Genomic DNA, 8715 nt, shown 5'->3' on the forward strand with positions numbered 1-8715 from the left:
CTCAAACCATACACCGAAGCTACGGGTATCACGTAAGTGATGCGGTAGAGGAGCGTTCTGTAAGCCTGTGAAGGTGAGTTGAGAAAGCTTGCTGGAGGTATCAGAAGTGCGAATGCTGACATGAGTAACGACAATGGGTGTGAAAAACACCCACGCCGAAAGACCAAGGTTTCCTGCGCAACGTTAATCGACGCAGGGTTAGTCGGTCCCTAAGGCGAGGCTGAAAAGCGTAGTCGATGGAAAACAGGTTAATATTCCTGTACTTCTAGTTATTGCGATGGAGGGACGGAGAAGGCTAGGCCAGCTTGGCGTTGGTTGTCCAAGTTTAAGGTGGTAGGCTGGAATCTTAGGTAAATCCGGGGTTCTAAGGCCGAGAGCTGATGACGAGTTACCTTTTAGGTGACGAAGTGGTTGATGCCATGCTTCCAAGAAAAGCTTCTAAGCTTCAGATAACTAGGAACCGTACCCCAAACCGACACAGGTGGTTGGGTAGAGAATACCAAGGCGCTTGAGAGAACTCGGGTGAAGGAACTAGGCAAAATGGCACCGTAACTTCGGGAGAAGGTGCGCCGGTGAGGGTGAAGGACTTGCTCCGTAAGCTCATGCCGGTCGAAGATACCAGGCCGCTGCGACTGTTTATTAAAAACACAGCACTCTGCAAACACGAAAGTGGACGTATAGGGTGTGACGCCTGCCCGGTGCCGGAAGGTTAATTGATGGGGTTAGCTAACGCGAAGCTCTTGATCGAAGCCCCGGTAAACGGCGGCCGTAACTATAACGGTCCTAAGGTAGCGAAATTCCTTGTCGGGTAAGTTCCGACCTGCACGAATGGCGTAACGATGGCGGCGCTGTCTCCACCCGAGACTCAGTGAAATTGAAATCGCTGTGAAGATGCAGTGTATCCGCGGCTAGACGGAAAGACCCCGTGAACCTTTACTATAGCTTTGCACTGGACTTTGAATTTGCTTGTGTAGGATAGGTGGGAGGCTTTGAAGCGTGAACGCCAGTTTGCGTGGAGCCATCCTTGAAATACCACCCTGGCAACTTTGAGGTTCTAACTCAGGTCCGTTATCCGGATCGAGGACAGTGTATGGTGGGTAGTTTGACTGGGGCGGTCTCCTCCTAAAGAGTAACGGAGGAGTACGAAGGTGCGCTCAGACCGGTCGGAAATCGGTCGTAGAGTATAAAGGCAAAAGCGCGCTTGACTGCGAGACAGACACGTCGAGCAGGTACGAAAGTAGGTCTTAGTGATCCGGTGGTTCTGTATGGAAGGGCCATCGCTCAACGGATAAAAGGTACTCCGGGGATAACAGGCTGATACCGCCCAAGAGTTCATATCGACGGCGGTGTTTGGCACCTCGATGTCGGCTCATCACATCCTGGGGCTGAAGCCGGTCCCAAGGGTATGGCTGTTCGCCATTTAAAGTGGTACGCGAGCTGGGTTTAGAACGTCGTGAGACAGTTCGGTCCCTATCTGCCGTGGACGTTTGAGATTTGAGAGGGGCTGCTCCTAGTACGAGAGGACCGGAGTGGACGAACCTCTGGTGTTCCGGTTGTCACGCCAGTGGCATTGCCGGGTAGCTATGTTCGGAAAAGATAACCGCTGAAAGCATCTAAGCGGGAAACTTGCCTCAAGATGAGATCTCACTGGGATCTTGAATCCCCTAAAGGGCCGTCGAAGACTACGACGTTGATAGGTTGGGTGTGTAAGCGCTGTGAGGCGTTGAGCTAACCAATACTAATTGCCCGTGAGGCTTGACCATATAACACCCAAGCAATTTGCTTAAGAAGCGAGTTGCGGTGTGTGAAGACGAAACGAACCGAAAGTTTGCACCGCTCACAAAGCACACAAACCTATTACATACCCATTCGCTGGCACGTTGCATAAGCAACGGACTGGCTACCGAATTTCTTGACGACCATAGAGCGTTGGAACCACCTGATCCCATCCCGAACTCAGAAGTGAAACGATGCATCGCCGATGGTAGTGTGGGGTTTCCCCATGTGAGAGTAGGTCATCGTCAAGATTAAATTCCGAAACCCCAATTGCGAAAGCAGTTGGGGTTTTGTCTATTTGTAGAAACGACTGATTTTGCTGACACGTTCGACGTTGAGTCCAACGGATCGGCCACAGAATTTCTTGACGACCATAGAGCGTTGGAACCACCTGATCCCATCCCGAACTCAGAAGTGAAACGATGCATCGCCGATGGTAGTGTGGGGTTTCCCCATGTGAGAGTAGGTCATCGTCAAGATCAAATTCCGAAACCCCAATTGCGCAAGCAATTGGGGTTTTGTTTTTGTGCTCGATAAAGTCCTGAGCAACGATCCGCCATGCTTGAGCACCGTCGCTGCCCTATCCATGGCCCAAGGTCTCCATCGTTTTGCTTGCTGACGCGCCGCTGAAAAGGCTTGGCTAAGGCTCTGGAACACCGTTCGGCGGGATTCGGCAAATTTAGGCGAGTAATTCGGATAAATCTCTAAGGGTTCGGGTGTTCTTGCCGAAAGACTGATAAGACATGCGTGCACCAAAGTAGAGCGGCTCGTCGCCTGCACTGTTACATGGAATGTTGCTATACGGACGCATCCCCATTTTCGGCATAAGAAGTCCCATGAAATGAATCTCAAGTTCAGCCATAAAATCCTTTTGGCCGCCTCCGGCGTAGTGGTTCTGGCTTTTGCGTTGTTCACTTTGTACAACGACTACCTGCAACGAAACACTATCCGACAGAATCTCGAATCATCCATTCAGCAGGCCGGTGAGCTCACCTCCAGCAGCGTGCAGAACTGGATGAGCGGGCGCATCCTGGTGCTCGAGAACCTGGCGCAGAACGTTGCTCACCAAGGCCATAACGCAGACTTCCCGGGCCTGGTGGACCAGCCGGCCTTTACCTCGAACTTCCAGTTCACCTACGTTGGCCAGGCCAACGGCACCTTCACCCAGCGTCCCGACGCGAAAATGCCTGATGGCTACGATCCGCGCCAACGGCCCTGGTACAAACAGGCCGTAACCGCCGACAAGACCATGCTGACTCCGCCCTACATGGCGGCGGTCGGTGGCCTGGTGGTGACCATCGCCATGCCGGTGAAAAAGCAAGGCGAACTGCTGGGCGTGGTCGGTGGCGACCTGAGCCTGGAAACCCTGGTGAAGATCATCAACTCCGTGGACTTCGGTGGCCTGGGCCATGCCTTTCTGGTCAGCGCTGATGGTCAGGTGATCGTCAGCCCGGACAAGGACCAGGTGATGAAGAACCTCAAGGACATCTACCCCGGTGCCAACGTGCGTATCGCCAGTGGCAACCAGGAAGTGGTCCTGAACAAACAGGAACGCATTCTGTCCTTCACCCCGGTGACCGGCCTGCCGAATGCCGAATGGTACATCGGTCTGTCCATCGACAAGGCCAAGGCCTACGCGCCGCTGAGCCAGTTCCGCACATCTGCCTTGATCGCCATGTTTATCGCCGTGGCGGTGATTGCGGTACTGCTGACCCTGCTGATCCAGGTCCTGATGCGTCCACTGATCACCATGGGCCGTGCGATGCAGGACATTGCCCAGGGCGAGGGCGACCTGACCCGCCGCCTGGTGGTGGAAAGCAAGGACGAATTTGGTGAGCTAGGCAGCTCCTTCAACCAGTTCGTGGAACGGATTCACGCCTCGATTTCCGAAGTGTCCTCCGCTACCCGCCAGGTACATGACCTGTCGCAACGGGTGATGGCCTCGTCCAACGCGTCGATCATCGGTTCCGACGAGCAGAGCGCCCGCACCAACAGCGTGGCAGCGGCGATCAACGAACTGGGGGCCGCCACCCAGGAAATCGCCCGCAATGCCGCTGATGCGTCGCAACACGCCAGCGGCGCCAGCGAGCAGGCCGATGACGGTCGCCAAGTCGTGGAGCAGACCATCCAGGCCATGACTGAGCTGTCGCAGAAGATCAGCCTGTCCTGCACCCAGATCGAAACCCTGAACGCCAGCACCGACAACATCGGGCACATTCTCGACGTGATCAAGGGCATCTCCCAGCAGACCAATCTGCTGGCCCTCAACGCTGCCATTGAAGCGGCCCGTGCCGGTGAAGCCGGTCGCGGCTTCGCCGTGGTCGCCGATGAGGTGCGCAACCTGGCCCACAGAACCCAGGAATCGGCGGAAGAGATCCACAAGATGATCACTTCCCTGCAGATCGGTTCGCGCGAAGCAGTATCGACCATGAACGCCAGCCAGCTTTCCAGTGAAGAGAGCGTCGAGGTGGCCAACCAGGCCGGTGCCCGGCTGATCAGCGTGACCCAGCGGATCGGCGAGATCGACGGTATGAACCAGTCGGTGGCAGCGGCAACCGAGGAGCAGACGGCAGTGGTGGAGACCCTCAACGTCGACATCAACCAGATCAACCTGCTCAACCAGCAGGGCGTCGCCAACCTCAATGAAACCCTGAAGGACTGCGATGCGCTGTCGCAGCAGGCCAGCCGCCTGAAGCAACTGGTGGACAGCTTCAAGATCTGAGCCCTCTCCGGTCCTTTCCTCAAGCCCGCTTCTGCATCACTGCAGGGCGGGCTTTTTCATGGGCGCGGTTCAGATCCGGTGTTCACCCAGCAGGCCCAGGTGAGTATTGATCACCTGCAGCAGGCGCTGGCGTTGGGACTTGATGAAGAAGTGGTTGCCGACCACTTCGATCAGTTCGAATTCACGCTCGGTGAATTCGCGCCAGTTGAGCATATGGTTGGCCGTCGCCAGAGGGTCCTCGCTGCCGTAGAAGGCCGTCAGCGGGATATCGAGGCAGCCGCTCGAGGTGTCGTACCAGGTTTCGAAGAGCTTCAGGTCATTGCGCAGCAAGCGTTCGTAGGACTGCAGGTCGCTCTGCCCCCGCGGCATCTCCAGTGGGCTGGCTCCCAGGGTCAGGATGGCCTCGCGAAACGCCTCGATGGGCAGTGAGTGCAGCAAGGGGCGGCGAGGCGGACTGTCGGGGCTGCGGCAGCCGGAAACGAACAGGTGGCGCGTCTGCTGGGGGAAGCGCTCTTGCGCGTACTTGCAGGTCTCGTATGCCAGCAATGCGCCCAGACCGTGGCCGAACAGCGCGTGGGGTTCGCCGAGCCAGGGATCGAGGGCTGTGAACATGTCTTTCAGCAGGCTCGGCCAGTTGTCGCAGGGCGCCTCGTCACGACGCGGCCCGTGCCCGGGCAGGTTGATCAGCACCAGCTCGATATGATCGGCCAGGCTGTTGGACCATACCCGCAACTGCTCCGCAGCCGCCCCGGCCTGTGGAAAGCAGATCAGGCGAATTCGGGTGGCCTGCCCTGAATTGATCACCAGCGTCCATTGTCGGGTGTCGGTGTACACAGCTTTTCCTTAAGCGAGGTGGCCCGTGGGTCGCTTCCTGGTGCAGACAAGAGGCTGTTCGACGGGGGACGTCCTGTCCGAATGGTTTCTAACATAGTGGCTGGCGCGGCTGAATGCACGTAGTGACAGGGGGAAATTCGTCGGCTGTCGCACAGGGTGCAAACATGGCTTGAGGCTATTCTGTGAATGAACCGTGCAGGCCCTTCCCCGGCGGCCAGTGATTGTAAGGTGCCATTGTCTTTTGCCGGGCCAGCCTTCACCATCAGCCGATTTACGACAGCTCCCATGGACTCATCGCATTGGCGGCACGTTTAGCTCTTTCTCGGACCCTGCGCTGGTTCTGCTCGGCATTGCTGCTGGCCGGCGCGCTGCTGGGCAGCCTGCACGCCGACTGGGATTTTTCCCTGATCAGTCGCCGTGCCACGGCGCTCTACGGTCCCCTGGGCGAAGGCCAGCAACGTATCGATGCCTGGCAGCACCTGCTGGCGACGCAAAAGCAGGTCCCCGAGCGCGAGCAGTTGAAAGTGGTCAACCTGTTCTTCAACAAGAACATGCGCTACGTGGAAGATATCGATCTGTGGGGCCAGGTGGACTACTGGGAAACCCCGATCCAGGGCCTGTGGAAGGGCGCCGGCGATTGTGAGGACTACGCGATCGCCAAATACTTCAGCCTCCGCCACCTCGGGGTGTCCAGTGACAAACTGCGCATCACCTACGTCAAGGCATTGCGCCAGAATCGCGCGCACATGGTCCTGACCTACTATTCCACTGCGGACGCCATGCCGCTGGTGCTCGACAGCCTGGAGGACACGATCCGCCCGGCCAGCGAGCGGACCGACCTGTTGCCGGTGTATTCCTTCAATGCCGAAGGCTTGTGGCTGCCGGGCGCCAAGGGCAACAAGCGGGTCGGGGACACCAAGCGCCTGTCCCGTTGGCAGGATGTGTTGAAAAAAATGCAGGCCGAAGGTTTTCCGGTCGAGACGACTAACTAGGAGCACGAGCTCAGATGTCTTTGTTCAAACAGCTGTTGATCGCAATCTGTGTGTTCCTGGTGGTCGCCTTCAGCGGCAGCTTCATGGTCAGCCTGGAAAGCTCGCGTACCCAGTATGTCAATCAACTGCGCTCCCATGCCCAGGATGCGGCCACGGCCCTGGCCTTGTCGTTGACACCGAACATCGATGACCCGGCGATGGTCGAGCTGATGGTCAGCTCGATCTTCGACAGCGGCTACTACGCCAGCATCCGGGTAGTGGACCTGGCCACCGACAAGACCATCGTCGAGCGCAGCGGCATTCCCGAGGTCGGCAATGTGCCCCAGTGGTTCGTCAAGCTCATCGGCCTGGAGCCGGCCGGCGGCGACGCCATCGTCAGCCGTGGCTGGGAGCAGGCGGCACGGGTCGAGGTGCTCAGCCACCCGATGTTCGCGGTGGCCAAGCTCTGGCAGAGCGCCCTGGGCAGCTTGGGCTGGCTGCTGATCTGCGGCGCGGTGAGCGCGGTGCTCGGTGCCCTGTTGCTGCGACGCCAGCTCAAGCCGCTGGACTACATGGTCCAGCAGTCCCATGCCATTGCCCGGCGCGAATTCCTCAGCCTGCCGCAATTGCCTCGCACCCCGGAACTGCGGCGGGTGGTGCAGGCCATGAACCAGATGGTGGAGAAGCTCAAGGCGCTGTTCCAGGAGCAGGCCGAACGCAGTGAAAAACTGCGCATCGAGTCGTACCAGGACAGCCTGACCGGGTTGGCCAACCGACGTTATTTCGAAATGCAGCTGCATGCCCGCGTCAGCAACCCGGAGCAGGCGAGCTCCGGTTACCTGCTGCTGTTGCGGGTCAAGGATCTGGCCGGCCTGAATCAGCGCCTGGGGGGCCAGCGCACCGACCAACTGCTGCAGGCGGTGGGTGAGCAACTGCTGCGCGAATGCAACAAGTACCCCGAGACCCACAACCTGGTGACCCGGGTCCGCGGTGGCGAGTTCGCCGTACTGGCGCCGGGGCTGGTGCGCAATGAAGCCATCCAGCTGGCCCAGAGCCTGGAAAGCGCCCTGGGCAACCTGCATGCCACGGGCGCTACCGATGTTGCCGCGGTGGCCTCCATCGGCCTGGCCGCCTTCAACCACGGTGATTCTCCCCAAGCGGTGCTCAGCCTCGGCGATCAGGCCCTGGCCCAGGCCGAAGGCCAGGGCGACACCCACTGGGCCTGCCTGGACCAGGGCGCCGGTTCCCAGGTCGGAGACGATCACCATGCCTGGCATACCTGGTTGGACCGGGCGCTGTCGGAGCAACGCTTCCAGCTGTACTTCCAGCCGGTGGTGGCGGTCCAGGACACTGCGCGGGTGCTGCATTACAAGGTGCTCTCGCGGCTGCTGGACGAGCAGGGCCAGACCATTCCCGCCGGCCGCTTCCTGCCGTGGCTGGAACGCTTTGGCTGGACCTCGCGCCTGGACGTGCTGATGCTCGAGCAGGTCCTCAAGCAGATGACCGGACATGGCGACAGCCTGGCCCTGAACCTTTCGGCGGCCACCCTGGAAGATCCCCAGGCCTTGAACCGGGTCATGGACATCCTGCGCCAGTATTCCGACCTCGGGCCGCGCCTGACCCTGGAGATCGGCGAGGAACAGCTGCCCGAGCAGGTCCAGCTGGAACAGCTGACCCGGCGCCTGCGGGAGTTGGGGTTCTCCCTGAGCCTGCAGCGCTTTGGTGGCCGCTTCAGCATGATCGGCAACCTGGCCCGCCTGGGCCTGGCCTATCTGAAGATCGACGGCAGCTACATCCGCAACATCGACCAGGAAAGCGACAAGCGCCTGTTCATCGAAGCCATCCAGCGCGCAGCCCACAGCATCGACCTGCCGCTGATTGCCGAGCGGGTCGAAACAGAAGGCGAGCTGCGAGTGATTCGCGAGATGGGCTTGTACGGCGTGCAAGGGCAACTGTTCGGCGAACCGGCGCCCTGGAGTTGAACGCGCCTCGCCGGCCAGCCGGCTCCTGCCGTAGGAGCCGGCTGGCCGGCGCAGCGTTTCAGATCAATCCGGTTTCATCATCGTTGATCAACCGGCTCAAGCCACCCAGCGCCACCCGCGCCTGGGTCCGATCCATCAGCTTGGCCTGGGCCGCCGCCGGCAGATCGGTGACGCGAATCACGCCCTTGCTGGTCAGCACCTGAATCAGGTCGTCCAGCACCCGGATCATCTCCAGGTCGCTCTGCTTGAGCTGCTTGAGACTGACCTCAACCGCTTCGTTGGCGAACCAGGTCTGGATCTCGAGGTGATCGGCAGGCAGCGTCTCGGTAGCCTCGGCGTAAGCGGCGGCTTCCACGCGAATCAGCTGACCTTGCGCATCGCGTTGCACGTAGAACATGGCAAATCCCTCAGGCTTTTTATTCGGCGTCCG

General features: G+C 59.3%; 5 protein-coding genes, 3 rRNA genes and 1 pseudogene (1 of these 9 only partly in view). 7 read left to right on the forward strand and 2 right to left on the reverse strand.

Annotated features, from left to right (window positions below):
• From PST29_RS00625 to PST29_RS32605, 5 genes and pseudogenes are all read left to right on the forward strand, one after another.
• Positions 1 to 1763, forward strand: a 23S ribosomal RNA gene (locus PST29_RS00625) (it extends 1130 nt beyond the left edge of the window).
• Positions 1764 to 1911: 148 nt separating this feature from the next.
• A 5S ribosomal RNA gene (gene rrf / locus PST29_RS00630) occupies positions 1912 to 2027 on the forward strand.
• Between the two features lie 112 nt (positions 2028 to 2139).
• Positions 2140 to 2255 (forward strand): 5S ribosomal RNA (gene rrf / locus PST29_RS00635).
• A gap of 362 nt (positions 2256 to 2617) precedes the next feature.
• A pseudogene (locus PST29_RS32600) lies at positions 2618 to 3643 on the forward strand (HAMP domain-containing protein); the annotation flags it as partial.
• 69 nt (positions 3644 to 3712) lie between these two features.
• Positions 3713 to 4498, forward strand: coding sequence for a methyl-accepting chemotaxis protein (locus tag PST29_RS32605; protein ID WP_372841324.1), 786 nt, complete (start codon positions 3713 to 3715; stop codon positions 4496 to 4498).
• A 69-nt stretch (positions 4499 to 4567) separates the two neighbouring features.
• Here PST29_RS32605 and PST29_RS00645 read toward each other — a convergent pair whose 3' ends face one another.
• Positions 4568 to 5332, reverse strand: coding sequence for a thioesterase II family protein (locus tag PST29_RS00645; RefSeq protein ID WP_060836913.1), 765 nt, complete (start codon positions 5330 to 5332; stop codon positions 4568 to 4570).
• Between the two features lie 299 nt (positions 5333 to 5631).
• Between PST29_RS00645 and lapG the strand changes: the two genes are divergently transcribed.
• Both lapG and lapD read left to right on the forward strand, forming a co-directional pair.
• Positions 5632 to 6324 carry a cysteine protease LapG gene (gene lapG, locus PST29_RS00650; protein ID WP_060836914.1) on the forward strand — a complete coding sequence of 231 codons (693 nt, stop codon included), beginning with the start codon at positions 5632 to 5634 and terminating at the stop codon, positions 6322 to 6324.
• A 14-nt stretch (positions 6325 to 6338) separates the two neighbouring features.
• Positions 6339 to 8285, forward strand: coding sequence for a cyclic di-GMP receptor LapD (lapD, locus tag PST29_RS00655; protein ID WP_060842095.1), 1947 nt, complete (start codon positions 6339 to 6341; stop codon positions 8283 to 8285).
• A 58-nt stretch (positions 8286 to 8343) separates the two neighbouring features.
• Here the strand turns inward: lapD and PST29_RS00660 are convergent, their stop codons facing one another.
• On the reverse strand, positions 8344 to 8682 hold the full coding sequence (locus PST29_RS00660; RefSeq protein ID WP_016962584.1) for a hypothetical protein: 339 nt from the start codon (positions 8680 to 8682) through the stop codon (positions 8344 to 8346).
• Between the last annotated feature and the right edge of the window lie 33 nt (positions 8683 to 8715).

It is taken from the genome of Pseudomonas sp. St29 (assembly GCF_001547915.1).
GTDB lineage: Bacteria > Pseudomonadota > Gammaproteobacteria > Pseudomonadales > Pseudomonadaceae > Aquipseudomonas.

Excerpts from the sequence above, each read along its gene's own strand:
- PST29_RS32605 (WP_372841324.1), top strand. The coding sequence starts at position 3,713 with ATGGCCTCGTCCAACGCGTCGATCATCGGTTCCGACGAGCAGAGCGCC.
- PST29_RS00660 (WP_016962584.1), bottom strand. The coding sequence starts at position 8,682 with ATGTTCTACGTGCAACGCGATGCGCAAGGTCAGCTGATTCGCGTGGAA.
- lapD (WP_060842095.1), top strand. The coding sequence starts at position 6,339 with ATGTCTTTGTTCAAACAGCTGTTGATCGCAATCTGTGTGTTCCTGGTG.